At 68.2% G+C, this 25253-nt stretch carries 21 protein-coding genes; 12 read left to right on the plus strand and 9 right to left on the minus strand.

Translation table 11 applies throughout. The annotated features are described in order from the left end of the window. Nucleotides 1-191: 191 nt before the first annotated feature. Together FAZ79_RS07125 and FAZ79_RS07130 are read right to left on the minus strand one after the other, a co-directional pair. Nucleotides 192-530, minus strand: coding sequence for a c-type cytochrome (locus FAZ79_RS07125; RefSeq protein ID WP_136867290.1), 339 nt, complete (start codon nucleotides 528-530; stop codon nucleotides 192-194). 226 nt (nucleotides 531-756) lie between these two features. Beyond that, complete coding sequence (locus FAZ79_RS07130; protein ID WP_136867291.1) at nucleotides 757-1425, minus strand: energy-coupling factor ABC transporter permease; 669 nt, start codon at nucleotides 1423-1425, stop codon at nucleotides 757-759. A gap of 140 nt (nucleotides 1426-1565) precedes the next feature. On the opposite strand from FAZ79_RS07130, the gene FAZ79_RS07135 reads away from it, so the two are divergent. The 7 genes from FAZ79_RS07135 (at nucleotide 1566) to FAZ79_RS07165 (ending at nucleotide 8023) form a co-directional block, all read left to right on the plus strand. Next, nucleotides 1566-1982, plus strand: a complete 417-nt coding sequence (locus FAZ79_RS07135) for a SirB2 family protein (protein ID WP_136867292.1) — start codon at nucleotides 1566-1568, stop codon at nucleotides 1980-1982. Next, nucleotides 1979-2476, plus strand: coding sequence for a 5-(carboxyamino)imidazole ribonucleotide mutase (gene purE, locus FAZ79_RS07140; protein WP_136867293.1), 498 nt, complete (start codon nucleotides 1979-1981; stop codon nucleotides 2474-2476). The genes FAZ79_RS07135 and purE overlap by 4 nt, the downstream gene beginning before the upstream one ends. Nucleotides 2477-2480: 4 nt before the next feature. Further along, complete coding sequence (locus tag FAZ79_RS07145) at nucleotides 2481-3674, plus strand: 5-(carboxyamino)imidazole ribonucleotide synthase (protein ID WP_211238815.1); 1194 nt, start codon at nucleotides 2481-2483, stop codon at nucleotides 3672-3674. A gap of 62 nt (nucleotides 3675-3736) precedes the next feature. Then, on the plus strand, nucleotides 3737-4381 hold the full coding sequence (locus tag FAZ79_RS07150) for a DUF4124 domain-containing protein (RefSeq protein WP_169303633.1): 645 nt from the start codon (nucleotides 3737-3739) through the stop codon (nucleotides 4379-4381). Nucleotides 4382-4594: 213 nt separating this feature from the next. Next, a complete protein-coding gene (gene glnL / locus FAZ79_RS07155) occupies nucleotides 4595-5707 on the plus strand; it encodes a nitrogen regulation protein NR(II) (protein ID WP_136867295.1) in 1113 nt (370 codons plus the stop codon). A 7-nt stretch (nucleotides 5708-5714) separates the two neighbouring features. Beyond that, complete coding sequence (ntrC, locus tag FAZ79_RS07160) at nucleotides 5715-7169, plus strand: nitrogen regulation protein NR(I) (protein WP_136867296.1); 1455 nt, start codon at nucleotides 5715-5717, stop codon at nucleotides 7167-7169. A 110-nt stretch (nucleotides 7170-7279) separates the two neighbouring features. Then, nucleotides 7280-8023: a ParA family protein gene (locus FAZ79_RS07165; RefSeq protein WP_169303634.1), complete on the plus strand. Its 744-nt coding sequence runs from the start codon at nucleotides 7280-7282 to the stop codon at nucleotides 8021-8023. Between the two features lie 160 nt (nucleotides 8024-8183). Here the strand turns inward: FAZ79_RS07165 and FAZ79_RS07170 are convergent, their stop codons facing one another. Together FAZ79_RS07170 and FAZ79_RS07175 are read right to left on the minus strand one after the other, a co-directional pair. Beyond that, on the minus strand, nucleotides 8184-10646 hold the full coding sequence (locus FAZ79_RS07170; RefSeq protein ID WP_136867298.1) for an FtsX-like permease family protein: 2463 nt from the start codon (nucleotides 10644-10646) through the stop codon (nucleotides 8184-8186). Then, the gene (locus tag FAZ79_RS07175; protein WP_136867299.1) at nucleotides 10646-11377 is read right to left on the minus strand and encodes an ATP-binding cassette domain-containing protein; all 732 of its coding nucleotides are present in this window, start codon (nucleotides 11375-11377) and stop codon (nucleotides 10646-10648) included. The genes FAZ79_RS07170 and FAZ79_RS07175 overlap by 1 nt, the downstream gene beginning before the upstream one ends. Nucleotides 11378-11382: 5 nt before the next feature. Here FAZ79_RS07175 and FAZ79_RS07180 point away from each other — a divergent pair, with 5 nt between their 5' ends. The 5 genes from FAZ79_RS07180 (at nucleotide 11383) to FAZ79_RS07200 (ending at nucleotide 17328) form a co-directional block, all read left to right on the plus strand. Then, nucleotides 11383-12075: an arylesterase gene (locus FAZ79_RS07180; protein WP_136867300.1), complete on the plus strand. Its 693-nt coding sequence runs from the start codon at nucleotides 11383-11385 to the stop codon at nucleotides 12073-12075. 549 nt (nucleotides 12076-12624) lie between these two features. Next, entirely contained in the window at nucleotides 12625-14211 is a 1587-nt protein-coding gene (gene murJ, locus FAZ79_RS07185) for a murein biosynthesis integral membrane protein MurJ (RefSeq protein WP_136867301.1), read from the plus strand. A 39-nt stretch (nucleotides 14212-14250) separates the two neighbouring features. Next, nucleotides 14251-15249, plus strand: coding sequence for a bifunctional riboflavin kinase/FAD synthetase (ribF, locus tag FAZ79_RS07190; RefSeq protein ID WP_136867302.1), 999 nt, complete (start codon nucleotides 14251-14253; stop codon nucleotides 15247-15249). Then, on the plus strand, nucleotides 15246-16799 hold the full coding sequence (gene rmuC, locus FAZ79_RS07195; RefSeq protein ID WP_197039145.1) for a DNA recombination protein RmuC: 1554 nt from the start codon (nucleotides 15246-15248) through the stop codon (nucleotides 16797-16799). The genes ribF and rmuC overlap by 4 nt, the downstream gene beginning before the upstream one ends. 61 nt (nucleotides 16800-16860) lie before the next feature. Beyond that, nucleotides 16861-17328 carry a DUF302 domain-containing protein gene (locus tag FAZ79_RS07200; RefSeq protein WP_136867303.1) on the plus strand — a complete coding sequence of 156 codons (468 nt, stop codon included), beginning with the start codon at nucleotides 16861-16863 and terminating at the stop codon, nucleotides 17326-17328. Between the two features lie 74 nt (nucleotides 17329-17402). Here the strand turns inward: FAZ79_RS07200 and FAZ79_RS07205 are convergent, their stop codons facing one another. The 5 genes from FAZ79_RS07205 to FAZ79_RS07225 form a co-directional block, all read right to left on the minus strand. After that, on the minus strand, nucleotides 17403-20678 hold the full coding sequence (locus FAZ79_RS07205) for an efflux RND transporter permease subunit (protein WP_136867304.1): 3276 nt from the start codon (nucleotides 20676-20678) through the stop codon (nucleotides 17403-17405). 9 nt (nucleotides 20679-20687) lie between these two features. Further along, on the minus strand, nucleotides 20688-22427 hold the full coding sequence (locus FAZ79_RS07210) for an efflux RND transporter periplasmic adaptor subunit (RefSeq protein ID WP_136867305.1): 1740 nt from the start codon (nucleotides 22425-22427) through the stop codon (nucleotides 20688-20690). After that, a complete protein-coding gene (locus tag FAZ79_RS07215) occupies nucleotides 22424-23677 on the minus strand; it encodes a TolC family protein (protein WP_136867306.1) in 1254 nt (417 codons plus the stop codon). The genes FAZ79_RS07210 and FAZ79_RS07215 overlap by 4 nt, the downstream gene beginning before the upstream one ends. A gap of 85 nt (nucleotides 23678-23762) precedes the next feature. Next, nucleotides 23763-24095, minus strand: coding sequence for a hypothetical protein (locus tag FAZ79_RS07220; protein ID WP_136867307.1), 333 nt, complete (start codon nucleotides 24093-24095; stop codon nucleotides 23763-23765). Nucleotides 24096-24154: 59 nt separating this feature from the next. Further along, on the minus strand, nucleotides 24155-25252 hold the full coding sequence (locus FAZ79_RS07225; RefSeq protein ID WP_136867308.1) for a PQQ-dependent sugar dehydrogenase: 1098 nt from the start codon (nucleotides 25250-25252) through the stop codon (nucleotides 24155-24157). Nucleotide 25253 lies beyond the last annotated feature (1 nt).

Below are 25253 nucleotides of genomic sequence, written 5' to 3' on the forward strand. Positions count from 1 at the left end.
ATTGAGGTCTTGCCAAGATCGATGCCGAGCGTTGCAATGGACATAGGTCTGTTCCTCCTCTGTTGCTGAATGGGTTTGTTCCTCCAAACAGCGTAATAGGGTGGGAGCAGGCCATTCCATTAAAAAACCCGGACCAGTTGGTCCGGGTTTTCGTTTGCCCGGGCATGTGCCCGGGGACCTGGTGTCGGCGCTTAGAGGCTCTCGATGTAGGCGCCCAGGTTCTCCATGTCGCCATCGGACAGGCCGGCGGCGTTCGGCGCCATGATGGCGAAGTTCGAACCGCCCAGGTCACCCATTTCCTTGAGTGCGTCCTGGTTGCCGTTCTTGTAGTGGCCCAGCGCGGTGACGACGCGGTCGGCGCTCTTGCCGGCCAGTGCCGGGAACATGCCCTGGCCCTGGGCCTGCTGGCCGTGGCAGGAGGCGCAGCTCTGCTCGTAGAGCTTCTTGCCGGCCTTGACGTCGGCGGCCATGGCCTGCGCGGAGGCAACGGCCAGACCGGAGGCGAATGCGATCGCGGTCAGTTTCTTCATGGGGAACTCCTGATATCTCGTGTCATTTAATTACCCGAGCTCACTCCTGCTCGGCTGGGGCTGGGTAAAGCAGGTTCCATGCCATTCGGGCAGGCGCTCGTGAGCCTTCATAAACAAACGCTTACCCGACTTCCGTTCGACTGATGACCCCGCCGAGAGTTGCATCTTGCAAGCGCACGACGTCAGGACGCAATGCGTCGGCGGGTCGAGGCCCCCGGTCCGGGCGTCATTGCCCGTCGATGTAGCGGTGATCGTCGAAGGAGATCACCAGCTGCGGGCTGACCAGGGCGAGTGCCGTCATCAGCATGCCGTTGATCACCCCTTCGGGGAAGGCGAGCAGCGGCAGGATGCGCAGGTAGTTGTTCCAGACGATGTCCGCGTCGTAGAGCCCGAGCGCCATGACCAGCAGCGCGGTGGCGCCACCGTGGGCGATAACGCCCAGCACCGCGGAGAGAAACACGCCGATGAACAGGTAGATGAAGAAGTTCGGTGGCAAAAAGCGTTGCGAGGCGCGCGTGATGGCGTAGGTGATCGCCGCCGGCAGGGCGGCACTGAGCAGGAAGGTCCAGCCGGCGATCGCCAGTCCGTGGCCGAAGAGCAGGGCCGAGACGACCGCCGCGACCAGGCCGGCGATCAGGGTCAGCTCCAGGCCGATGACCAGGGTCACCGTGGCCGCGCCGAGAAAATGCAGGGTCAGCCCCGGCATCAACGTGGCCGAGAGCGACCACATGCCCGTGAGGAACACCGCCGACAGCAACACCAGGTGAATCCGGGTCGGGTCGGCGCGCAGCGCCGGCCACGGCGCGGCGCGTGCCGCCCAGGCGAGGCCGGCCAGCGCCAGCAGCCAGCCGACCGCGCCCACGGGCAGGGAGACCAGGTGGTTGGGTAGCTGCATGGCATCACCTCAAGGCGTTCGAGGGGGCCCCAGTGTAGCGATCTTGGGGGGTGGGCGCCGATGATTTATGCTTTGGGCCTTTCCGCAGCACGGTTCGTTTGTTGCGGTCACCACGGACACCTCAATCGGGAAGATACCCCATGGCCAACGCCTCCCTCTGGATTCACCTGCATGCCCTGGCGGCGGTGCTCTCCCTCGCCGGCTTTATCGTGCGCGGCATCTGGATGCTCTCCGGCTCGTCGATGCTCAAGAAGAAGTGGGTGAAGATCACCCCGCACGTGGTCGATACGGTGCTGCTGGTCAGCGCGCTGGTCGCCGCCTGGCTGCTGTTCTGGGGCAATGGCGTTCATCCGCAGTTCCTGACCGTCAAGATCGTCGGCCTGATCGTCTACATCGGGCTGGGGCTGATGGCGATGCGCTTCGGCAAGACCCGTGGCGTACGCGCCAGTGCCTGGGTGCTGGCCATCCTGGTCTTCCTGTACGTGGCGGCCGTGGGCGTGGCCAACACGCACCCGCAGCTGCAGGACGTCCTGCCGGCCATGGTGACGGGCGTATGAGTGCCCAACCGTTGGTCGGCGTGATCATGGGGTCGCAGTCCGACTGGGAGACCATGAGCCACGCCTGCGAGACCCTCGAGGCACTGGGCATCCCCTTCGAGAAGGAGGTGGTCTCGGCGCACCGCACCCCCGATAAGCTGTTCGACTACGCCGAGGCGGCCGTTGGCCGGGGGCTGAAGGTGATCATCGCCGGGGCCGGCGGCGCGGCCCACCTGCCGGGCATGGTCGCGGCCAAGACCCGCCTGCCGGTGTTCGGCGTGCCGGTGCAGTCCAAGGCCCTCTCGGGGATGGACTCGCTGCTGTCGATCGTGCAGATGCCGGCCGGCGTGCCGGTGGGCACGCTGGCGATCGGGCGTTCGGGTGCCATCAACGCCGCCCTGCTGGCCGCGGCGACGCTCGCGACCCACGACGAGGCACTGGCCGAGCGACTGGATGCCTGGCGCGAGCGCCAGACGCAGACGGTCCTCGACAAGCCCGAGCCGGGCGAGGGCTGAGCCGATGGGCGGCGTTCAGGATCAGTGCGAGGTGCCGCGCGTCGAGGGACGCACCGGCGAGCCGGCCGGGCTGCACATCGGCGTGATCGGCGGCGGTCAGCTCGGCCAGATGCTGGGCCTGGCCGGGGTGGCGATGGGGCATCGCTTTACCTTCCTCGACCCGGCCATGGAGCCGCCGGCCGCCTCGGTCGGCCGCCACCTGCGCGCCGAGTTCGACGACGCCGAGGCCCTCGAGCGCCTGGCGGTCGAGTGTGATCTCGTCACGCTCGAGTTCGAGAACGTGCCGCAGGCCTCCGCCGAGCGGATCGCGGCGCGCAACTGCCTGGTGCCCAACCCGCAGGCGCTGGCCGTGGCGCAGGACCGCGTCGAGGAAAAGCAGTTCTTCGAGGGGCTGGGCCTGTCGGTCGCCCCCTGGGTGCAGGTCGACTCGGTGCTCGACATTGTCCAGGGCGTGGCGCACCTCGGTGGTGCCTCGATCCTCAAGACGCGTCGCTTTGGCTACGACGGCAAGGGACAGGTGCGCATCGCCGATCCCGCCCACGCCGCCCACGAGGGTGGCCCGGGCAACCCCGGCGAGGCCGCCTCGGCCTGGGAGGCGCTCGCCGGCGCCCCGGCCGTGCTGGAGAAGCTGCAGCACTTCGAGCGCGAGGTCTCCATCGTCGCCGTGCGCGGTCGCAACGGCGAGGCACGGGTCTATCCGCTGGTGACCAACGAGCACCGCGACGGCATCCTCTGGCAGACCACCGCCCACACCGGCGACCCGTTGCAGGCGGATGCCGAGCGCGCCGCGCGGCTGGTGATGGACAAGCTCGACTACGTCGGGGTGCTGGCGATCGAGTTCTTCGTCGTGGATGGCCGGCTGGTGATCAACGAGATGGCCCCGCGCGTACACAACAGTGGCCACTGGAGCCTGGGCGGGGCGCGCACCTCACAGTTCGAGAACCACATCCGCGCGGTGATCGGCTGGCCGCTGGGCGACACCGACCCGATCGGCGAGGTCGCCATGCTCAACCTGGTCGGCACCCTGCCCGACCCGGCGGCGGTGCTGGCCGTGCCGGGCACCCAGTGGCACGACTACGGCAAGACCCCGCGTCCGGGGCGCAAGCTCGGCCACGTCACGGTCACCGCGCCGGATCGCGCCGCGCTCGAGTCCCGGCTGGATCGCCTGCGGGCCGTCATCCGGCCGCCCGGGGGCTGACCGGGGGTCACCTGGGGCCTAACCCCGGGGCGTCATTCGCCGCCAATCATCGAGGAATGCCCATGCGAGTCGTCACCGGAAGATCGCCGCATCGCGTCCACCTGCTCTGGCCCCTGCTCCTGGTGCTGGCCCAGCCCCTGTCGGCCGCCAAGATCTACCAGTACACCAACAGCGCCGGCGAAACGGTGTTCACCGACGAGCCGGTCGAGGGCGCGACCGTCCACGAGGTCGAGGATGCCCCGGTGATCCCCATGACCCCGGTCGACATGCCCGAACCGCGTACGGACGAGTCCGCCACGACGGACCGGGCCGAGCCGTCCGCCGACGTCCCCAGTTACGCACCGGCCGGATCGGGCGAGACGGCGGACGCGGAGGACGGCCGGGAGGCCGCAGCGCGCGAGGCAGCCGACGAACCTGCCGGCTACCAGCACCTGGCAATCGTCGAACCCACCGACGGCGAGGTGGCCAGCCGGCTGCAGGGCAGTATCACCGTCGCGCTGGTCATGCAGCCGAACCTGCGTGGCGGCGACCGGATTCGCATCCTGGTCGACGGCGAGGCGCGCGTGCGCGACTCGACGGGTCGACGCCACCTGATCAACGGGCTGACGCCCGGCGAGCACGTGTTGGTGGCACAGATCCATCGCGACGGTGAGGTGGTCAAGGAAAGCGCCCCGGTACGCTTCCAGCTGATGCTGCCCTCCCAATAACGGTGCGATCGGCTATTCTCATGCACTGATGTAGTGCAAATGTTTGCCTGCCGAACGGGTCTCCCCGGTCGCGCGTTCGAGCCAAACCCCGCCACCATGGGGTTCCTCATGGTCTTCCTGCCGGTTTCCGGCCGGGCACGCTACTTGCACCAAAATCGTCAGCCGTCCGGCAGGTCAGCCCTGTCGATCGTTTCGCGCCCGGTGGAGCAGTGCATGAACCCGAGATCCGAGCCCCGGCTTGCCGACACCTTGAACACCGCCATCGTGGTGCTCGACGAGCGCAATCGGCCGATCTACCTCAACTCGGCGGCCGAGCAGTTTCTCGGCACCAGCTACAGCGCCGCGCTCAAGTCGGGCTTCGACACGGTCTTCGCCGCCAACCCCCTGCTCGCCGAGACCATCCGCGAGGCGCTGGCCACCCAGCAGGTCATGACCCTGCGCGAGATCGAGCTGGTGCTGGCCCACGAGTCCACCCGCGTGGCTGACTGCGCCATCACCCCGCGCCCGGACTATCCCCGCGCCCGGGTGATGCTGGAATTCAACGACATCGAGCGCCACCTGCGCATTTCCCGCGACGCGCGCATCAACTCGCTGCAGATGACCACCCGACAGATGATGCGCGGGCTGGCCCACGAACTGAAGAACCCGCTGGGTGGCCTGCGCGGTGCGGCGCAGTTGCTCGAGCGCGAGCTGCCCGACGAGCGCCTGACCGAGTACACCCGCATCATCCTGCAGGAGACCGATCGCCTGCGCGGGTTGATCGATCGCATGCTCGGCCCGATCGACCGGCCGGACTGCCACTGGGTGAACGTGCACGAACCGCTCGAGCAGGTCCGCCAGCTGCTGCGAATCGAGTCGGGCGACAAGCCGCTCGACTGGGTGCTCGACTACGATCCGTCGATCCCCGACGTCTGGGCCGACCGGGACCAGTTGGTGCAGGTGCTGCTCAACCTCGCCCGCAATGCCGTCCAGGCCATGCGCGAGGGCAACACGCCCGAGCCGCGACTGACCTTCCGCACCCGCGTGCTCCGCCAGTTCACCATCCACGGCAAGCGCCATCGTCTGGCGGTGCGCATCGACGTCGAGGACAACGGCCCCGGTGTGCCCGACGAACTGGTCGAGACGCTGTTCCTGCCGATGGTCAGCGGCCGGGCCGGTGGCAGCGGGCTGGGGCTGTCCTTGGCCCAGACCATCGCCGAACGCCACCAGGGCATGATCGAGTTCGTGCCCAAGCGCGGCCTGACACGGTTTTCCCTGATCCTGCCCATCCACCCCGACGGCGAGCATGCCCCGGGGCGGAAACCATCGCTTTCTCCGACTGAGTGACCCGACCATGCAAGCCGCCGACAAGCCGAACAACGGACGTCCCATCCCCCGCCTGTGGGTGATCGACGACGATCAGGCCATCCGCTGGGTGCTCGAGCGGGCGCTGGCCACCACCGACTTCGCCGTGGAGTCCTTCGACGAGGTGGCCAGCGCCCAGGCCCGGCTCGATCGCGGTGACCTGCCCGATGTGATCTTCTCCGACATCCGCATGCCCGGCGAGGATGGCCTGAGCTTCCTTACCCGGTTGGCCGTCGAGCACCCGGCGATCCCGGTGGTGATCATGACCGCGCATTCGGATCTCGAGAGCGCGGTGGGCGCCTTCGAGAAGGGGGCGTTCGATTATCTCGCCAAGCCGTTCGATATCGACGAGGCGGTGCGGCTGGCCGAGCGCGCCTACGACGCCTCGCGGGAACGCGCGCAGCATGCCGCCGTGCCGGAAGAGGCCGAGTCCGGCTCGGAGCTGATCGGCAATGCCCCGGCCATGCAGGAGATCTTCCGCGCCATCGGTCGACTGGCGCGCTCGTCGGTGACCGTGCTGATCAACGGCGAGTCCGGCACCGGCAAGGAACTGGTCGCCCGCGCCCTGCACCGCCACAGCCAGCGCCGCGACGGGCCGTTCGTCGCGCTCAATACGGCCGCCATCCCCAAGGACCTGCTGGAATCGGAGCTCTTCGGCCACGAGAAGGGCGCGTTCACCGGCGCGGCCGCCCAGCGGCGCGGGCGCTTCGAGCAGGCCCAGGGGGGGACGTTGTTCCTCGACGAGATCGGCGACATGCCGCTCGAGTTGCAGACCCGCCTGCTGCGGGTGCTCTCCGACGGACACTTCTACCGCGTCGGTGGCACCTCGCTGATCCAGAGCGACGTGCGCGTGATCGCCGCTACCCACCAGCGGCTCGAGGAGCTGGTCAAGGAGGGGCGTTTCCGCGAGGACCTCTACCATCGGCTTAACGTCATTCGCCTCAAGCTGCCTTCCCTGCGCGAGCGGGTGGAGGACATTCCCCAGCTGATGCGCTTTTTCCTGGTCCGCGCCGCCGAGGAACTGGGCGTGCCGGTCAAGACCCTCACCCGCGCCGCCGAGACCCGCCTGTGCGACTACCCCTGGCCGGGCAACGTCCGCGAGCTGGAAAACATCGCCCGCTGGCTGACCGTGATGGCGCCGGGCAACGAGATCAGCATCGACGATCTGCCCGACACCATCACCGAAGGGCTGGACGGCGAGCATGCCGCCGCGGGCGACGACCAGTTGCTCTCGCGCTGGACCAGCGACCTGTCGCGCTGGGCCGATGCCCGGCTCAAGGCCGGTGACGAGGACCTGCTCGCCACCGCCGGGCCGGCCTTCGAGCGCACCCTGTTGCAGGCCGCGTTGGCCTTCACCGGCGGGCACAAGCAGAAGGCCGCCGCATTGATCGGCTGGGGACGCAACACCGTCACCCGCAAGCTCAAGGAACTGGGCGAGCACTGACGAGAGACCAGCGTGTCGGTCATGTCCGTCGGGGGCGGCTGTCACAAAGTCCGCGCCCGCCCGATGCTATGCTCGGTTGGACGTTCAATCGAGGCAGGAGCAGGAGAGGCATGGCCCAGACGGTGGCGCTGTATTCGGTCAAGGGCGGGGTCGGCAAGACCGCCGCAGCGGTCAATCTCGCGGCACTGTCGGCCGCCGCCGGTCGGCGGGTGCTGGTCTGGGACCTCGACCCGCAGAGCGCCGCGTCCTGGTACCTGCAATCGGAGGCGGGTGCGGAGCGCTCGGTCAAGAAGCTCCTCAAGCCCAAGGGCCTGGCCGCCTCGGTGCGCCCCACCATCCACAACCACCTCTGGGTGCTGCCGGCCCTACCCGGCCAGCAGGCGATCGAGCACCATCTCGCCGACAAGAAGGACGCCGGTTACCGGCTGGCCAAGCTGATCGACCCGCTCGCCGAGCAGTTCGAGGAAATCTGGATCGATGCGCCGCCGGGGCTGTCGCTGCTGGCGGACAACGTGCTGCGCGCCGCCGACATGGTGCTGGTGCCGATGGTGCCCACCCACCTGTCCGAACGCACCTGGTTCCAATTGAAGCGCCACCTCGACGAGCGCCACATCAACCCCGAACGGCTGCGCGCCTTCCTCTCCCTGGTCGACCGTCGCCGACGCATGCACCGCGAGTTCGCCGAGCGCCATCGCCACGACATCCCCGAGCTACTCGACAGCGAAATCCCCTACGCCTCGGTCGTCGAGCAGATGGGCGAGGACCAGCAGCCCAGCGTCTACCGCGAGCCGCGCCATCCGGCCAACCAGGCCTACCGCGCCCTCTGGGACGAGATTGACGGCCTCTTCGCCTGAGCGTCGATCAAGCCACATTGTGGGAGCGGGCCTTGCCCGCGAATCGCGCGGCAAGCGCGAGTCCCGACGTCCGGCTGATCGATCGGTGGATGGGCTGACGCCGGCGCGGCCGCTGCCGTCGCGGGCACGGCCCGCTCCCACGAGATTTCCCGTCGCGCCTTTAGCTGCGCAATGCTTTCGCCGGCGCGACCCGCGTCATGCGCCGTCCCAGCAGGGGCGTCACCAGTGCGGCCAACAGCAGCCCGGCACCCAGCCCCCAGAGCAAGAGCAGCGGGTTGAATGCCAGCGGCAGGTCGAAGACCCGCGCAGACAAGGTCGCGCCGACGGCCATGGCGGCCACCGCCGCCAGCAGCCCCACCAGTAGTCCCAGGGCGAGGAATTCGATCCACAGCGCGGCGATCACCTTGCCGCGACTCGCGCCCATCACCCGCAGCACGGCGGCGTCATGAATGCGCTGGCGCTCGCTCGCACCGAAGGCGGCAAGCAGCACCACCAGTCCGGCGGCCAGCGTGAAGGCGAACACGTACTCCACCGCCTGGCTGGCCCGGTCGATCAGCGTGCGCACCTCGTCGAGGATCCGCGAGACGTCGAACAGCGTTACCGTGGGAAATTCGCGCAGCAGGGCCACCTGCGTCTCCGGCGCGCCGTCGGGGAAGTGAAAGCTGGTGATGTACTGCGTGGCCACGCCGTCCATCAGCGATGAGCTGGCGATGACGAAGAAGTTCGGTCGCATGGAATCCCAGTCGACTTCACGCAGCGAGGTGATTGGGGCGCTCACCTCCCGGCCGTCCACGGTGAAGGTCAGCCGGTCGCCCAGCGACCAGCCGAGCGTCTCGGCGATGCCCTCTTCGACCGAAAAGCCTTCCGTGCCCAGATCGCCGGCGGTGACACGGTTGTGCGCGGCGGCTTCCTCGCCCACGGAGAGATTGAATTCCCGCGTGGCCAGTCGATGCGCGCGCCCCTCGTAGCGCGCCTTGTCCACCGGCTCGTTGTCCAGTTCGGTCCAGCGGGCACGCAACATGGGGTAGAAGCTGGCGTTCTCGATGCCGGCCTCCTGCAGGAAGGCGCGCATGCCATCGACCTGTTCGGGCTGGATGTTGATGGCGAAGATATTGGGCGCATCGGCCGGGATCTGGCGCTCCCAGGCATCGATCAGGTCCGAACGGACCACCGAGAGCAGCAGCACCGCCGTTACGCCCAGCGCGAGCGCGGCGATCTGGGTGGCAGACATCCAGCGGGCGCGCGCCATCCGAGCCAGCCCGAAGCGGGCCACGCCCCGGGCCGGCCAGCGGCGCAGCAGCGTCACCAGCAGCCAGGCGACGGCGAGAAAGACCAGCAGGCTCGCCCCCAGCCCGACCAGCACCCACAACGTCAGCGCGGCATCGCGGGCCTGGAACCAGACCAGCAGCGTGATCGCCGCAATGCCGGCGCCGAACAGCAGCGTCGCCGCGGGGCTGGGTGCGACCGCGTGCTCGACCAGTACCCGCAGCGGCGGGGTGTGCTTGAGCTGCACCAGGCTGGGCAGGGCGAAGCCGAACAGCGCGACCAGCGCGACCGCCAGTCCCAGCGCCACCGGTGTGAATCCCGGTGGTGGCAGGTCGACCTCCAGTACCTGCGCCATCAGGTCAGCGAGCAGCAGCTGCGTGAGCGCGCCGATCGCGATGCCCGGGATGGCCGCCAGCAGCGCCAGCATCAGCAGGCGCCAGCGGTAGATCGCCCCGATCTGCTTGGAGGAGGCACCCAGCGCACGCATCAGTGCGGCCGCCCCCTGCTGCACGCGGTTGTAGTGTCGTGCCGCGATTACCAGTGCCGCGCCGGCGAGTAGCACGGCGACCACCGAGGCGAGACCCAGAAAGCGCGCGGCGCGGTCGAAGGCGGTCTCGAACGCCGGTTGGCTGGATTCCGGGCGTTCCAGCCGCAAGCGGTCGGGGAGGCGCTCGGCGAGTCGCTCGAACCGGGCGTCGCGATCGTTTGCATCGCTGGCCAGCAGTAGGGCGTGTTCGACGCGGCTGGTCTCGGTCACCAGCCCGGTGGCGGCCAGATCGTCACGGTGGATCATCAGCCTGGGCGCGGCCTGGGCAAAGACGTTACCCACGTCGGGCTCGCGCTCGAGCACCGCGCCGATCGTCAGCTCTGACTGCCCCACCGCGATCGAATCGCCGATCGCCGCGTCCAGCGAGAGCAGCGCGCGTCGGGCGATCCAGGCCTGCCCCGCTGGCGGGCCGTGCTCGACCGTGCTCACCGTCTCGCCGTCGTCGATGCGCAGGTCGCCGCGCAGCGGGTAGGCGCCGTCGACTGCCTTGACGCCCACCAGCTGGCTCTGCTGCCCGGCGAGTGCCACGGTGGGAAAGGTGACGTGCCGGCTGGTAGTCAGTTCCAGCTCCCGGGCGATCCCGACGACCTCGTCGAGTGGATCGGGCGATTCCACCCGGGCGTCGGCGGCCAGGAATTGGGCGGCCTGTGCACGCATCGCCCCGTCGACGCGGTCGACGAAGAAACCCACCGCCGTCACCGCCGACACGGCCACCAGCAGGGCGAGCAGCATGGGCGTGAGCAGCCCGTTTTGCACCTCGCGTACCAGGCCCTGCCAGGCCAGTCGGGCGTTGTGCATGGCCCCGGCCATTATTTCGGACCCCGCAGCGCATCTGGATCGGGTTGCCAGTCGCTGACCCGGCCCGCACTCACCTCGAAGCCCCGATCGCAGCGGGTGGCTAGTGCCGGGTCGTGGGTCACCAGCACCAGCGTGGTCTGGTGGCGTTCGCGCAGGCGGAAGAGCAGGTCGATGACGTGCTCGCCGGTGGCCGTGTCCAGCGAGCCCGTGGGTTCGTCGGCGAACAGGATGTCCGGTTCGATCACGAAGGCGCGCGCCAGCGCGACACGCTGCTGCTCGCCGCCGGAGAGTTGGCGGGGCATGTGGGCAAGTCGCTCACCCAGGCCGACCTCCACCAGTGCCTCGCGTGCCCGAGCCTCCGCACCGCGTTCGCCCGCCAGTTCCAGCGGCAGGGCGACGTTCTCCAACGCGTTGAGCCCGTCGATCAGCTGGAAGGACTGGAACACGAAGCCCACATGCCCGGCGCGCACCGCCGCTCGGCCGTCTTCGTCCAGGTCCTCCAACGACTGGCCGGCCAGCGTGATCCGCCCGGCGGTGGGCGTGTCCAGCCCGGCCATCAGCGCCAGCAGCGTCGACTTGCCGGCCCCTGATGGGCCGACCAGCGCGACGGCCTCGCCGGGGAAGATTTGCAGTGAGGCCTCATGCACAATGGTCAGCGGTTCGGGCGTGCGCACGGTCTGCGTGACGCCCTCGACGGTCAGGATGGGCTGGCTGTCGTCTGCGGGAGTTTTCAATGAGGACATGGGGAATGCTCGGACGTCGCTGGCCGGCAGGCATCGCCGGGCTGTTGCTGCTGTGTTTCGGAGTCGGCGCGAGTATAGGTGACGACACCCCACCTGCGCCGAGCCACGCGCCAACCCAGGGGCTGACCCAGGTGCTGGTGTTCGGCGATTCGTTGTCGGCCGCGTACAAGCTGCCGGCCAGCGAGGGCTGGGTCGCACTGCTGCGCGAGCGGCTGGAAACGCGTGCGCCCGGCCGTTTCGAGGTCACCAACGCCTCGGCCAGTGGCGAGACCACCTCCGGCGGGCTGACGCGCTTGCCCGAGGTGCTCGAGACCGGTGACTACGACTGGGTGCTCCTGGAACTGGGCGCCAACGATGGCCTGCGCGGCCTGCCGTTAGACGTGATCGAGGCGAACCTGCAGACCCTGATCGACCGGGCCGAGGCCCACGGCGCGGCAGTGGTGTTGCTGGGCATCATGCTGCCGAGCAATTACGGCCCGGCCTACGCCGACCCCTTCGCCGCCATGTACGCCCGACTCGCGGAGGAGAACGACCTCCCGGGGCTGCCCTTCCTCCTGGAAGGAGCGGCCGACGATCGCGAGTTGATGTTCGATGACGGGTTGCACCCGAATGCCGAGGGGCAGAAGCGGGTGCTGGAGAATGTCTGGGAGGTGGTGGCGCCGTTGTGGGGACTGGACAGTCACGGGAGTGAAGATTGACGGGAACGTGTCACGGATGAGCCGACAGCCGATTTTGGATGTCGAGCTGATGCCCTTGTTGGCGTTGGGGGCGGTTTCCGCCCGCCGCTTGCGTGGTGCGATCTCCTTGATCGCCGTGCGCGGCGGTCGGGGCGATTTTCTTTGCTCGCGCGAAAGAAAACCGCCGAAAAGAAACGCGCCGAATGTCTCGTCGCCCTGCGGGCGATCCCCTGCGTTTCTCATTCCAGCCGGGCCGCGCCGACGGGCATCCCTGCCCGACGGCGCGATGGCGCGCGTCCCTGCGCGCCACCCTTCGGGCGTTTCCGGCTTCCATTGCGATACTCGGCGAGACATACGGAACGGCCGAGCGCTGGTGGGCTTTTCGAGCAGGACCGATGCTTTTCCGACTTTCGTCGCCTCGGCTGGTCGTAGGAGCGGCTTTAGCCGCGAAGGGGCACGGTGTGCGGTTCGAGGTTCGGCTGCTTCGCGCCTCAATTCGCGCCTTAAGGCGCTCCTACGTGCTGGTTCAAACGCCGTGGGTGTTCGTGGCGCGAGCGAGGAGGTAACCCGTTGAGCATCTGGAAGAGCAGCGCGGCCTTCGGTGGGATGACGATGATCTCGCGGGTGCTGGGTTTCGTCCGCGACATGCTGCTCGCGCGTGTGTTCGGCGCCAGCGCGGCGATGGACGCCTTCTTCGTCGTCTTCAAGATTCCGAACTTCCTGCGCCGGCTGTTCGCCGAGGGCGCCTTCCAGCAGGCGTTCGTGCCGGTACTGTCCGAGTACCGCGAGACCTCGACGCGCGAGGAGCTCAAGCGCTACGTCGATTACATGTTCGGCACGCTGGCGGCGATCGTCGCGGTGGTCGTCGCGCTGGGAATCGCCGGCGCGCCGCTGCTGGTGATGCTGTTCGCACCCGGTTTCACCGACGACCCGGCCCAGCTCGAGATGGCCGAGACGATGCTCGCGATCACCTTCCCCTACCTGCTGTTCATCTCGCTGACCGCCTTCGTCGCCAGCAGCCTGAACGCCTTCGGCCGCTTCGCCATGCCGGCGCTCGCGCCCATCTGGCTCAATCTGAGCCTGATTGCCGCGACACTGATCGCCGCGCCGTTCTTCGACGAGCCGGTGATGGCGCTGGCCTGGGGCGTATTCATCGCCGGAATCCTGCAGCTGTTCTTCCTGTTGCCGTTCCTCGCCCGGTTGGGGTTGCTGCCGCGCCCGCGCCTCGGTCATCACCCCGGGGTAAGAAAGACGCTGCGGCTGATGCTGCCGGCGATGTTCGGTGCCTCGGTCACGCAGATCAATCTGCTGGTCGACACCATCCTCGCCTCCCTGCTGGTGGCCGGTTCGGTGAGCTGGCTGTACTACTCCGACCGGCTGGTCGAGCTGCCGCTGGGGGTATTTGGTGTGGCGATCGGCACGGTCATCCTGCCCGCCCTGTCGCGCGCGTTCGCCCGGGGCAGCGACGAGGATTACAATCGCACCGTCAACGGCGCCCTGCGCCTGACCCTGCTGATCGGCGTGCCGGCGATGGCCGGGCTGATCGGCCTGTCGGTACCGATTCTGGTCACCCTGTTCGAGTACGGCGCGTTCACCCCCACCGATACCCAGATGGTGTCGATGGCGATGGTCGCCTACGCGCTCGGCCTGCCGGCGTTCCTGCTGATCAAGATCTTCGCCCCGGGTTTCTTTGCCCGGCAGGACACGGTCACCCCGGTGCGCATCGCGGTGATCTCGGTGGTCGCCAATCTGGTCTTCAAGGCGCTGCTGGTGCTGCCGTGGATCCTCTGGCTGGGCGGTAACCTTGCCCACGTGGGGCTGGCGTTGACCACCGTGATGGCCGCCTGGGTCAACGCCCTGTTGCTGGGCTGGACCCTGCGCCAGCGCGGTGCCTGGCAGGTGGAGGCGGGCACGCGGCGGTTTATCGGCCACATCACGCTTGCCGCGCTCGTCATGGCCGGCCTGCTCCTCTGGGTCAGCCCGGCCGCCGAGATCTGGACCGGCTGGGCCTGGTTCGAACGGCTTGGCGCCGTGCTTGGCCTGATCGCGCTGGGCGTGGGCATCTTCCTCGCGGCGGCCGCGATCCTCGGGCAGACGCCGCGCCGCCTGGTATCGGTGGTCGCCTTCGATCGGCAGGTGCCGCCCGAACACCAATGACGGAATGGCAATGACGGAACGGTAATGAAGGAAGCCCGCATGCAACTCGTCCGCCTGTCACCCGGGACATCGTCCACCGATGCCGCCTCGAGCGCCGGCGCGGTGGTCACCATCGGCAATTTCGACGGCGTGCACCGGGGGCATCGCGCGGTGATCCGGCAGGCCGCCGCGCGTACCGACGAGCTGGGGCTGCCGCTGACGGTGGTGATCTTCGAGCCGCTGCCGCGGGAGTTTTTCGCCGAACGCCATGGGGTTCCGCCCGTGGCGCGGCTCACCCGCCTGCGCGAGCGCTTCCAGGCCTTCGAGGCGCTTGGCGTGGTCGACCGGCTGGTGTTGATGCCCTTCAATGCGCAGCTGGCCAGCATGTCGGCACAAGACTTCGTCAACGAGTTGCTGGTCGAGGCGCTGGGTGCGCGCCACGTCGTGATCGGCGACGATTTTCGCTTCGGCGCCAAACGCGCCGGCGATTTCGCCTTGTTGGCATCGATGGGACCGGAACTCGGCTTCGGCGTCGAGCGGGCGGTGACCGTCACCCTCGACGGCGAGCGGGTGTCCTCGACGCGGGTGCGCGCGGCGCTCGAGGCCCGCGACGTGGTTGGCGCCGCGCGCCTGCTCGGTCATCCGTTCTTTCTCTGTGGGCGGGTGATGCACGGCGACAAGCGCGGCCGCCAGCTGGGTTTTCCCACCGCGAACATCGCGCTGCGACGCCGTCTGTCGCCGTTGCGTGGTGTCTTCCTGGTGCGGATGAGCGGCATCGACGGCGGGCCGCGCTTCGGCGTGGCCAATATCGGCACCCGTCCGACCGTCGACGGCGGCGAAGCGCGCCTCGAGGTGTTCGTGCTCGACTTCGACGGCGATCTCTATGGGCAGTCGGCGACGGTGGAGTTTCTCGCCGATATCCGCGACGAGCGGCGCTTCGATTCGCTGGAGGCCCTGGTCGAGCAGATCGGGGCGGACGTGGCCGAGGCGCGCCGACTAATCGACACGCACCGCCGGGCAGGCACGCCCTGGCCGGTGGATGAAGGAGAGACCGCATGACGTCCATCGACGTGCTGATCGACAACCCGATCGCCTGGGGACTGGCGGGGTTCGCCCTGGTCATGCTGGTGGCGACCGCCTGGCTGGCGGCGCGACTGCGGGCCGAGACGCGCGAGCGCGATCGCCTGACCACCGAACAGGAGCGTCTCGAGACCCTGCTGGAGGCGGAGACCGAATCGCTCGCTGCCGCCCGCGAGACGTTGGCGGACGCACGCACCATGGCGGCCCGCCATGAAACCGAGCGCCAGCACCTCGTGGAGATGCGCGATGCCCTCGAGATGCGCCGCCGGGAGGCGCAGGCGGCACTGGACGCCGAGCGGGAGATGACCGCCACGCTCAAGGCGGAGAAGGCCGAGCTGACCGAACGGCTCGAGCGTGAACGCGAGGCGGCCGAGGAGAAGCTCAAGCTCCTCGACGAGGCGCGCGAGAAGCTGGCGGATGCCTTCAAGGGGCTGTCGGCCGATGCGCTGTCGCGCAACAACGAATCCTTCCTCAAGCTCGCCCGCGAAAACCTCGAACGCTTCCAGCACCAGGCAAAGGATGATCTCACCGCCCGCCACAAGGCGATCGAGCAGCTCACCGGCCCGATTCGCGAGCGCCTGGAGAAGTTCGACACCAAGCTTGACGGGCTCGAGCAGGCGCGCACCAGCGCCTACTCGGCGCTCAACCAGCAGGTCAACGACCTGCTGCAGACCCACCTGCCGCGCCTGCACCGCGAGACCGCCGATCTGGTCAAGGCGCTGCGCCAGCCGCAGGCGCGCGGGCGCTGGGGCGAGCTGCAACTCAAACGCGTGGTCGAGATGGCCGGCATGCTCGAGCACTGCGACTTCGAAGAGCAGGTCAGCCAGACCACCGAGGCCGGTCGCCTGCGCCCCGACATGATCGTGCACCTGCCGGGCGGCCGGCAGGTGGTGGTCGACGCCAAGGCCCCGGTGGATGCCTACCTCGAGGCCGTCGAGGCGCACGACGAGACCGCGCGCAAGGCCGCCCTGGTCAGTCACGCCCGGCAGGTGCGCGCCCACGTCGGTCAGCTGGCGAAGAAGAGCTACTTCGACCAGTTCGACCCGTCGCCCGAGTTCGTGGTGCTGTTCGTCCCCGGCGAGGCCTTCTTCTCCGCGGCGCTGGCCGAGGACCCGGGGTTGATCGAGTACGGCGCCGAGAACCGCGTCATCCCCGCCAGTCCCACCACCCTGATCGCGCTGTTGAAGGCCGTCTCCTACGGCTGGCGCCAGGAAGCCATGGCGCAGAACGCCGCCGAGGTGGCCGCACTGGGCAAGGAGCTCTACGAGCGCATCGGCACGCTCGCCGATCACTGGAACAAGGTCGGCAACCGGCTCAACCAGGCGGTGGATGCCTACAACAGCTCGGTGGGTACGCTCGAATCCCGCGTGCTGCCCAGCGCGCGCAAGTTCCGCGATCTGAAGACCGTTTCCGCCGAGAAGGACATCGCCTCGCTCGACCCGGTGACCCAGGAGCCGCGCTCGCTGACGGCCGCCGAATTGACGGAGGCGTTGTCGGAAGCCGATGAGGGCAAATCGCCGCAAGGCTGACGGCAGCGAGTCACGTCGTCGACTAGGGTGGTGGGGCAATCACCATCAGAGGAGATGACGCATGAAACATGGTAGCCAGTGGCTGGGTCGCGGCCTGATCGGGGCGGCGTTCCTGCTGCCGTTCGCCGCCCAGGGGGCGAACGGCCTGAATGTGATCGAGAGCCAGCACGGCGTGGCCGAGACCGAAGAGCGGTTGGTCGAGGCGGTTGAGGGCAAGGGGCTGACGGTGATGGCCCAGGTCGATCACCAGGCCAATGCCCAGACGGTCGACCTGGAGATGCCGCCGACCCGAGTCGTGATCTTCGGCAACCCGCAGGGCGGCACGCAGCTGATGAAGTGCGCCCCGACCGTCGCCATCGACCTGCCGATGAAGATGCTGATCTGGCAGGACGGCGAGACGGTCAAGGTAGGCTACAACCGGGTCGATTACCTGGTCGAGCGACACGGCATCGGCGATTGTGCCGCGCCGGTACAGGAGACGATGAAAAAGACACTCGATGGGTTGGCACATACCGCCGCCGGTGACTGAACCGTTCCGAGGCAGGCAAAAGAAAAGGCCGGGAAAAATCCCGGCCTTTTTTGGTTTCGATTAACGGGCCGCGCCTACGCGGTTTCGGGCAGCTTGCGTCGCTGCCACAGCCAGTAGATGACCGGCAGGACGACCATCGACAGGAACGGCGCGCTGATCATGCCGCCCACCATCGGCGCGGCGATGCGCGACATCACCTCGGAGCCGGTGCCGTGGCCGATCATGATCGGCATCAGACCGGCGAGAATCACCGCCACGGTCATTGCCTTGGGGCGAACCCGCAATACCGCGCCTTCCATCAGCGCCTCCTTGAGGTCGGCCCGGGTATTGAGTAACTCCTCGCGCCGGTAGCGCTCGATCGCCTGGTCGAGGTAGATCAGCATCACCACGCCGAACTCAGCGGCCACGCCGGCCAGCGCGATCAGGCCGACGGCCACCGCGATCGAGAGGTTGTAGCCCAGTGCCCACAGCAGCCAGAAGCTGCCGATCAGGGCGAATGGCAGGCTGGCCATGATCATCACCGCCTTTCCGCCGTGACGGAAGGTGAGATACAGCAGCACGAAGATGATCGCGAGCGTCAGGGGCACCACCTGCTTGAGTCGCTCGGCGGCGCGTTCCATGTAGCGGTACTGGCCGGCCCACTCGATCGCATAGCCCGGCGGCAGGTCGACCTCTTCCTTGAGTACCTCCTTGGCGCGGGCGACATAACCGCCCAGATCGACGCCGCTGGTGGTGACGAAGACGAAGCCGGCCGGTCGGCTGTTCTCCGACTTGATCACCGGTGGGCCGGACTGGATCTCGACGGTGGCCACCTGCCCCAGTGCGACCGATGAGCCGCCCGGCGTGACGATCGGCAAATCGCGCAGCTTTTCCACCGAGTGCCGATCGGCCTGCGGGTAGCGCAGGCTGACCGGATAGCGCTCCAGCCCTTCAACGGTGTCGGTTACCTTGACCCCGCCGACGGCCAGGCTGATGACCTTCTGGATGTCGCCGATGTTCAGGCCGAAACGGGCGGCCTTCTCGCGGTCCGGGGTGATCACGACGTAGCGCCCGTCCGAGGTGCGGTCGGCGAAGGCGCTGCGGGTGCCCGGCAGCTTCTTCAGCGCGGTCTCGACCTGCTTGCCGACGTCCTCGATCTGGTCCAGGTCCGAGCCGGTGATCTTGATGCCGATCGGCGTCTGAATGCCGGTGGTCTGCATGTCGATCCGTGTCTTGATCGGCATGACCCAGGCGTTGTTCAGGCTGGGGAAATCCACCTTTTCGTTCAGTCGCTCGATCAGGTCGTCCAGCGTCACGCCCTCGCGCCACTCGTCACGCGGCTTGAGGGTGATGCTGGTCTCGATCATGGTCAGCGGCGCCGGGTCGGTGGCCGTGTCGGCCCGGCCGATCTTGCCGAACACGCGCTCGACCTCGGGCTCCTCGCTGATCAGCTTGTCGACTTGCTGCAGGAGGATGCGGGCCTCGCCGATCGACAGACCCGGCAGGGTAGTCGGCATGTAGAGCAAGTCCCCTTCGTCGAGCTGGGGCATGAACTCCGAGCCCAGGCCGCTACCAAGGCTGGCCAATCGCGGCGAGCCGTCGAACCAATCGCTCCACTGGTCCTCCAGATCCGACTGCCAGTCGGTAACCGTCGCCTGCCAGTCGGTGTCACCGGCCCATTTGAGCGGGGCCAGAAAGCCGGTTACGCCGGCAAACGGCAGCACCATCGAGAACAGAGCGACGAAGGCGATCACCAGCACGGTCTTGGGGAAGCGCAGCGCGTTCGACAGCAGCGGCCGGTAACCCCAGATCAAGAAGCGGTTGATCGGGTTGGACTCCTCCGACGGGATGCGCCCGCGGATGAAGTAGCCCATCAGCACCGGGATCAGCGTGACCGCGAGACCCGCGGCCGCGGCCATCGCGTAGGTCTTGGTATAGGCCAGCGGCGCGAACAGTCGACCTTCCTGTGCCTCCAGCGCGAATACCGGCACAAACGAGAGCGTGATCACCAACAGCGAGAAGAACAGCGCTGGGCCGACCTCGCTGGCCGACTTGGCGATCAGCCCCCAGTGGACCTCGCCCTCGGGGGGCTTGCCGTGCGTCTCCCGGTAGCGTGCCAGGTGCTTGTGAGCGTTCTCGATCATGACGATCGCCGCGTCGACCATCGCGCCGATGGCGATGGCGATGCCGCCGAGCGACATGATGTTGGCGTTGATGCCCTGCCAGTTCATGACGATGAAGGCGGTCAGGATGCCCAGCGGCAGGCTGACGATCGCCACCAGCGCCGAACGCAGGTGGAACAGGAAGATCAGGCTCACGAGGGCCACGACCAGGAATTCCTCGATCAGCTTCGTCTCGAGGAAGGCCACGGCACGTTCGATCACGCCGCTGCGGTCGTAGGTGGTCAGCACCTCGACGCCGTCGGGCAGGCCCGGCTTGACGTCATCGAGCTTCTCCTTGACCGCCGCGATCACCTCGCGGGCGTTCTCGCCGCTGCGCATCACCACGATGCCGCCAACGACCTCGCCCTTGCCGTCAAGCTCGGCCACCCCGCGGCGCTCGGCCGGCCCGACCTCGACCCGACCTAGATCGCGGACCGTGATCGGGGTGCCCTTGTCGGTCACGCCCACCGGAATCTGCTCGATGTCCTCGGCGGATTTGAGATAACCACGGCTGGTGATCATGTACTCGGCGCCACCGCGCTCGATCACGCCGCCGCCGACCTCGCGGTTCGCCTGGGAGATCGCCTCGCGCAGGCGGTTGATCGAGATGTTGAAGGCGCGCAGACGCTGCGGGTCGACCACGATCTGGTACTCGCGGACCATGCCGCCGACGGTGGCCACCTCGGCGACGCCCTCGACCGACTCGAGCTGGAACTTGAGGAACCAGTTCTGCAGCGTGGTCAGCTCGGAGAGATCATGCTGCCCGGTCGGGTCGTTGAGCGCGTACTGGAACACCCAGCCGACGCCGGTCGCATCCGGCCCCAGCTTCGGCGTGACCTCCGATGGCAGATCCTCCGAGGCCTGGTTGAGGTACTCCAGCACCCGCGAGCGCGCCCAGTAGAGGTCGGTGCCCTCCTTGAACGTGACGTAGATGTACGAGTCGCCGAAGAACGAGTAGCCCCGTACCGCCGTCGAGCCGGGCACGGCCAGCAGCCGCGTGGTCAGCGGATAGGTGACCTGGTCCTGGACGACCTGCGGCGACTGGCCGGGGAAGGTCGTCTTGACGATCACCTGGGTGTCCGACAAGTCCGGGATGGCGTCCAGCGGCGTCGCCTTCCAGGCTGCCCAGCCGATTGCGGCGAGCAGGGCGGACAGCAACAAGACCAGCACCCGGAAGCGGATGCTGGCATGAATGATGCGCTCGATCATGTGGCCCCCTTACTGCTCGTTGCCCGACAGGCGCGAGAAGGCCGCCTGGACGTTGGACTCGGAGTCGATCAGGAACTGACCCGAGGCGACCACCTGTTCGCCCGGTTCCAGCCCCGAGACGATCTCGGTGTAGCCGCCCGCCTCGGCGCCGGTTTCCACGGCCACCGGCCGGAAGCGACCTTCGCCGGTGCGCACCACCACGCGGGCTCCACCCGGGGATGGGATGATGGCGGTTGCCGGCACGGCGAGCACCGGCGGGGTCTTCTCCGGCGTGAGCGTCACCTCGGCGAACTGGTTGGGTCGCAACTGGCCGTCCTCGTTGTCGAAGGCCAGTCGTACGCGCAGGGTGCGCGATTGCGGGTCGAGCTCCGGGTAGACGAAATCGACCGTGCCCTCGAACGTGCGCCCGGGGATGCCGTCGACCCGCATGGTGGCCTCTTGCCCCTCGCTGACCGACTGCATGCGCCGCTCGAGCACGTCGACGTTCACCCAGACGCGATCCCGCCGCGCGATGGTGTAGAGGTCGAGGCCGGGCTGGATGTACATGCCCTCGCGCAGGTTGATCTCGGCGACGTAGCCGTCCTGCGGGGCGAGCAACGGGATGGTGCGCTGCACCTTGCCTTTCTGGCGGACCGTGTCGATCACCGATTCGGGTACGTCGAGCAGTTCGAGCCGGGCGCGGGATGATTCGATCAGATCGCTCATGCCGCGGCGCAGTGCGACCAGGTAGTCCTGCTGGGCGGCGACGATGTCCGGCGAGTAGTACTCGAACAGCACGTCGCCCTTCTTTACGGTGGTGCCCACCGAGGCGACCTTGAGCTGCTCGACCCAGCCCTTGGCCCGCGGGTGGACGTGGGCTAGCAGGTCTTCGTCGTAGCCCACGGTGCCGACCGTGCGGATCGTCTCCACCAGCGGCCGCTTCTTGGCCTCTTCGATCACCACGTTCATGTGCTGCACGGTGATCGGGCTGACCGAGACGGCCGGGAAGCTTGGCGCCTTGGGACGACTGGCGTTTCCACCGCTACTTTCGGCGCTGGCCGCGCCAACCTCGGAGGCCGGGTATTCCTTCTCGACCAGATCCATGCCGCAGATGGGGCAGGAGCCGGGCTCCTCCTCGATGATCTGCGGGTGCATCGGACAGGTCCAACGGGTCACTGTCTCGCCACCGCTGGCCGCGCTCGAGGCACTATTGCCACCCTGGGCGCTCGCACCGCCCGAGGCGCTGTCGCTCGTTTCGGCGGCAGCCTCCTGGGCGGGGTATTCCTTCTCGACCAGGTCCATGCCGCAGATGGGACAGGAACCGGGTTCCTCCTCAACTATCTGTGGATGCATCGGGCAGGTGTAGCGGGTGACGGTCTCGCCGGTTTCATCGGACGACTCGACAAGAGTCTGACCCTCATGGCCCTCGTCTGGCGCGGCGCGGTCCTGGCTCTCGCTCGCCGCCTGAGAGGTCTGTTCGGCCGGGAATTCCTTCTCGACCAGGTCCATGCCGCAAATCGGGCAGCTACCGGGTTCCTCTTCGACGATCTGCGGGTGCATCGGGCAGGTCCAGCGAGTGACGGAGTCACCGCCGTCACTGGCGGATTGGGCGTGATCGTGGCCCTCGTGGTCGGCCGGGTTGCCGTTGTCGGCCGCCATCACCGAGGTGATGGCCGGGTTGACGCCCATCAGCACCGCTGGGGTGACCAGGGCCGAGCCCAGCAGGGTGACGCGGGTGAGTCGCTTGATGCGGAAGGTGCGGGTGTTCATGCGGTCGGCTCCAGCAGGTAGCGCAGGTCGATGAGTTGGTCGGCGCGGTCGAGGCGCAGGGTGAGCAGTTCCTGGCGGGCCTCGATGACGGCGCGTTCGGCCTCGATCAGGGCGTCGAACTCGCCCCTTCCGGCGCCGATCTCGCCGCGGATCATCTCGGCGACCTGTTGCAGTTCGGGAATGATGTCGTTCTGGTAACGCGTGATGCGGCGATCCAGGGCCGCCAAGCGGGCGCGGATGCCGTCGGCCTGGGCGGCGAGATCGCGCGCGCGCTTGGTCAGCTCGAGTTGGGCGGCCTGGGCGGACTGTTGCGCCCCGCGCAGTCGAGGCGACTGGCGACGCTCGCTGAAGATCGGCAGGCTCACGCTGACGCCCGCGGACAGCGTGTTGGGTTCGCTGCCGGCGCGCAGGCCGTAGCCGACCTGCAGGCCGATTTCCGGGGCGAACTGCGCTTCGGCCTCGCCGACCCGGGCGCGAGCGGCCTCGAGTTCGGCGCGCAGCCGCTCGATTTCGGGTTGCCGGTCGATCTCCCCCCGGGGGAGGTCGGTCAGCCGGGCGGGAAGGGTGTCGGGCAGCGGCAGGCGCGCGGCATCGCCCACCCAGCGTTCCAGCCGAGCCCGGGCGGCCTCGGCCTCGCCATGACGGCGATCGAGGGCATCGCCCAGCCGCGACAGCCGGGATTGCAGGATGACCAGATCGCTGCCGCTGGCCTCGTTGACCTGGTAGGCGGTACGGGCGCTGTCCAGCAATTCCCGGTAGAGCGCGCGCTCGCGCTCGAGCAGCCGGGCGAGCGCCTCTTCGCGGTAGACGGCCAGCCACAGTCGGCGCACCTCGCGCTTGAGTTGTCGGTCGGCGGTGGCCAGGGCGGCGGAGGCGCCGGCAATGCGCGCCTCGGCCGCTTCCCCGCGGAAGACGAGCGTGTCGCCCGGCGGCAGGCTCTGCGAGAGCGTCACCACCGTCTGGGTCATCGGCGAGTCGCTCAGGCTGTAGTTGTCGGTGGGTACGTTCTGCAGGGCGACGGACAGCCGCGGGTCCGGCAGTTCGTCGGCGGCCTCGGCACTGGCGGCCTGGCCTGCGCGTCGGCGTTCGGCGGCCTGCAGTCCCTCGTCGCTTTGCACGGCGGCCTGTTCGGCCGCGTCCAGCGTCAGCCGTTGACCGGCCTGTGCCGATGAGTCGGCCAGGCTCGGCGTGAGCGGCACGGCGATCGTCAGCAGGACCACGGCGGTCCGCGAGAGAATCGATGGGTTCATGGAAGTTTCCTCGGTTGAAGACGGTCAGCGGAGAGCTGAGTCGGCCGAGGTGAGCGGGGCGTGGTGCCCCGTCGACTCGGCCGTGTCAGGCCGAGAGGGGGGGACGGAACGGGGTGTTGGGAACCCCTGCGGCCATCGAATCGGTCAGGGAGGCGTCGAGGGTGCCGTTGGGCAGGTGAATGGCGGCGACCGTGGACTGGGTCGGCAGGGAGAAGCCACCCAGGAGCACGCAATTGCCGCAGTGGTCACAGCCGGCCGAGGCGGTGGGCTCGTCGATCGAGCCGCCCATGCTCGGGCAGTCGGCGCCATGCTCGATCATTTCCTCCATCGGGCAATCGAGCATGGCCACGCCGGCGGTCACCGCGTTGAGCGGTGCCCAGAAGGCGAGCAGCAGGGTGACCAGGTGCATGAATTTCATGGTGTCGGGACTATAGGTGCTTCTTTTGGCGGGCGCAAGCCCTCCCGCGGATGGGGCGGTCAGCCGGGCGTCAGCCGCAGCAGTCGACCGTCGGCATGATCGGTGATCACCCAGAGCGCGCCATTCGGCCCGACCTCCACATCGCGGATACGCCATTCGCGTTCCTCTAGCCAGCGTTCCTCGCCGATCACGCGTTCGCCATCCAGCCGCAGTCGGGCGAGGTGGCGCTTGGCCAGGGCGCCGACGAACAGGCTGCCCTGCCAGTCGGGTGCGGCCGCATGATCGTAGAAGGCCATGCCGGAGGGGGCGATCGACGGCGTCCAGTGATGAATCGGGCCGGTGACGCCCTCGACCTCGTCGGGGGCGATTTCCGGGCCGGCGTATTCCCGGCCGTAGGTGTGGATCGGCCAGCCGAAGTTTTCCCCGGCGGCCGGGATGTTGATCTCGTCGCCGCCGCGCGGGCCGTGTTCATGGATCCAGACGCGACCGGTCTGCGGGTGGGTGGCCGCGCCCTGCGGATTGCGGTGCCCGTAGCTGAAGATGGCCGGCTCGGCATCGGGGCGGTCGACGAACGGGTTGTTGGCCGGGATGCGGCCATCGTCGGAAAAGCGCAGCACCGAGCCGTTGTTATCGGCGAGATCCTGGGCGCGATTGCGTTCGCCGCGGTCGCCGACGGTCATGAATAGGTACCCGTCGCGATCGAAGGCCAACCGCGAGCCGAAGTGGATGCCGGAATCGACGCAGGGGGTGGCGACATGCAGGGTCTGGAAATCGACCAGCCGGTCGTCCGCCAGCCGTCCGCGTCCCAGGTGGGTGGCATTGCCGCCGTCGCAGCGCCCGGCCCAGGTCAGGTAGACCCACTGGTTGTCGGCATGCGCCGGGTGGGCGAGCACGTCGAGCAGGCCACCCTGGTTGCGGTGGTCGACCTCCGGCACGCCGTCGATCGCGCGGCGCTCCCCCGTCGCCGGGTCGATACGCCAGAGCTGCCCGCGCCGCTCGGTGACCAGCAGGTCGCCATCGGGCAGGAAGGTCAGGGCCCAGGGGTGGTGCAGCTGGTCGGTGATCGTCTCGACGACCGGCTCGGCCAGTGCGGGGTAGGCGGCGAGTAGCGGGAACCACGACAGGAGGGCGAGCAGGGCAAGTTGAGCACGAGACATG

This window comes from Guyparkeria sp. SB14A, assembly GCF_005096345.1.
GTDB lineage: Bacteria > Pseudomonadota > Gammaproteobacteria > Halothiobacillales > Halothiobacillaceae > Guyparkeria > Guyparkeria hydrothermalis.

What these genes read in the sequence shown, in the direction of transcription:
- FAZ79_RS07125 (WP_136867290.1), bottom strand. Translation starts at nt 530, where the DNA reads ATGAAGAAACTGACCGCGATCGCATTCGCCTCCGGTCTGGCCGTTGCC.
- FAZ79_RS07130 (WP_136867291.1), bottom strand. Translation starts at nt 1,425, where the DNA reads ATGCAGCTACCCAACCACCTGGTCTCCCTGCCCGTGGGCGCGGTCGGC.
- FAZ79_RS07135 (WP_136867292.1), top strand. Translation starts at nt 1,566, where the DNA reads ATGGCCAACGCCTCCCTCTGGATTCACCTGCATGCCCTGGCGGCGGTG.
- purE (WP_136867293.1), top strand. Translation starts at nt 1,979, where the DNA reads ATGAGTGCCCAACCGTTGGTCGGCGTGATCATGGGGTCGCAGTCCGAC.
- FAZ79_RS07145 (WP_211238815.1), top strand. Translation starts at nt 2,481, where the DNA reads ATGGGCGGCGTTCAGGATCAGTGCGAGGTGCCGCGCGTCGAGGGACGC.
- FAZ79_RS07150 (WP_169303633.1), top strand. Translation starts at nt 3,737, where the DNA reads ATGCGAGTCGTCACCGGAAGATCGCCGCATCGCGTCCACCTGCTCTGG.
- glnL (WP_136867295.1), top strand. Translation starts at nt 4,595, where the DNA reads ATGAACCCGAGATCCGAGCCCCGGCTTGCCGACACCTTGAACACCGCC.
- ntrC (WP_136867296.1), top strand. Translation starts at nt 5,715, where the DNA reads ATGCAAGCCGCCGACAAGCCGAACAACGGACGTCCCATCCCCCGCCTG.
- FAZ79_RS07165 (WP_169303634.1), top strand. Translation starts at nt 7,280, where the DNA reads ATGGCCCAGACGGTGGCGCTGTATTCGGTCAAGGGCGGGGTCGGCAAG.
- FAZ79_RS07170 (WP_136867298.1), bottom strand. Translation starts at nt 10,646, where the DNA reads ATGGCCGGGGCCATGCACAACGCCCGACTGGCCTGGCAGGGCCTGGTA.
- FAZ79_RS07175 (WP_136867299.1), bottom strand. Translation starts at nt 11,377, where the DNA reads ATGTCCTCATTGAAAACTCCCGCAGACGACAGCCAGCCCATCCTGACC.
- FAZ79_RS07180 (WP_136867300.1), top strand. Translation starts at nt 11,383, where the DNA reads ATGCTCGGACGTCGCTGGCCGGCAGGCATCGCCGGGCTGTTGCTGCTG.
- ribF (WP_136867302.1), top strand. Translation starts at nt 14,251, where the DNA reads ATGCAACTCGTCCGCCTGTCACCCGGGACATCGTCCACCGATGCCGCC.
- rmuC (WP_197039145.1), top strand. Translation starts at nt 15,246, where the DNA reads ATGACGTCCATCGACGTGCTGATCGACAACCCGATCGCCTGGGGACTG.
- FAZ79_RS07200 (WP_136867303.1), top strand. Translation starts at nt 16,861, where the DNA reads ATGAAACATGGTAGCCAGTGGCTGGGTCGCGGCCTGATCGGGGCGGCG.
- FAZ79_RS07205 (WP_136867304.1), bottom strand. Translation starts at nt 20,678, where the DNA reads ATGATCGAGCGCATCATTCATGCCAGCATCCGCTTCCGGGTGCTGGTC.
- FAZ79_RS07210 (WP_136867305.1), bottom strand. Translation starts at nt 22,427, where the DNA reads ATGAACACCCGCACCTTCCGCATCAAGCGACTCACCCGCGTCACCCTG.
- FAZ79_RS07215 (WP_136867306.1), bottom strand. Translation starts at nt 23,677, where the DNA reads ATGAACCCATCGATTCTCTCGCGGACCGCCGTGGTCCTGCTGACGATC.
- FAZ79_RS07220 (WP_136867307.1), bottom strand. Translation starts at nt 24,095, where the DNA reads ATGAAATTCATGCACCTGGTCACCCTGCTGCTCGCCTTCTGGGCACCG.
- FAZ79_RS07225 (WP_136867308.1), bottom strand. Translation starts at nt 25,252, where the DNA reads ATGTCTCGTGCTCAACTTGCCCTGCTCGCCCTCCTGTCGTGGTTCCCG.